This window comes from Burkholderia sp. BCC0044 (assembly GCF_902832955.1).
In the GTDB taxonomy this organism is placed as follows: domain Bacteria; phylum Pseudomonadota; class Gammaproteobacteria; order Burkholderiales; family Burkholderiaceae; genus Burkholderia.
Genome location: NZ_CADFDO010000021.1, coordinates 1 through 378, shown reverse-complemented (window position 1 = coordinate 378; position 378 = coordinate 1). Strand labels below are relative to the sequence as shown.

At 71.2% G+C, this 378-nt stretch carries 1 protein-coding gene; it reads right to left on the bottom strand.

The genetic code is table 11. The features are described from left to right. On the bottom strand, window positions 1-378 hold a 378-nt coding region (locus HWX14_RS36290; RefSeq protein WP_175886800.1), incomplete at both ends, for a TolC family protein.

The window sequence follows — 378 nt, the reverse complement described above, 5'->3', positions numbered from 1 at the left end:
CGGGAAGAACGCCGCGCGCGCCGCGCCGATGTTCGCGTTCGCGGCCAGCAGCGTCTGCTCGGCCTGCATCACGTCCGGACGACGCGTCAGCAGATCCGACGGCAGGCCAGCCGGCACGTCCGTCAGCAGGTTCTGCGCGTCGAGCGGCATGCCGGCCGGCAGATCGTCCGGCAGCGGCTCGCCGATCAGCAGCACCAGCGCGTTCAGCGCCTGTGCGCGGGCACGCGCCTGCGCCTGCTGGTTCGCGAGCGCCGTCTCGACCACCGTCTGCGCCTGACGCAGCTCGAGCTCGGAGCCCGTGCCGTTGTCGAACTGCAGCTTGGTCAGGTCGTACGACGCCTGCGCGGTCTTCAGCGTGTCCTCCGTGACCTTCAGCAG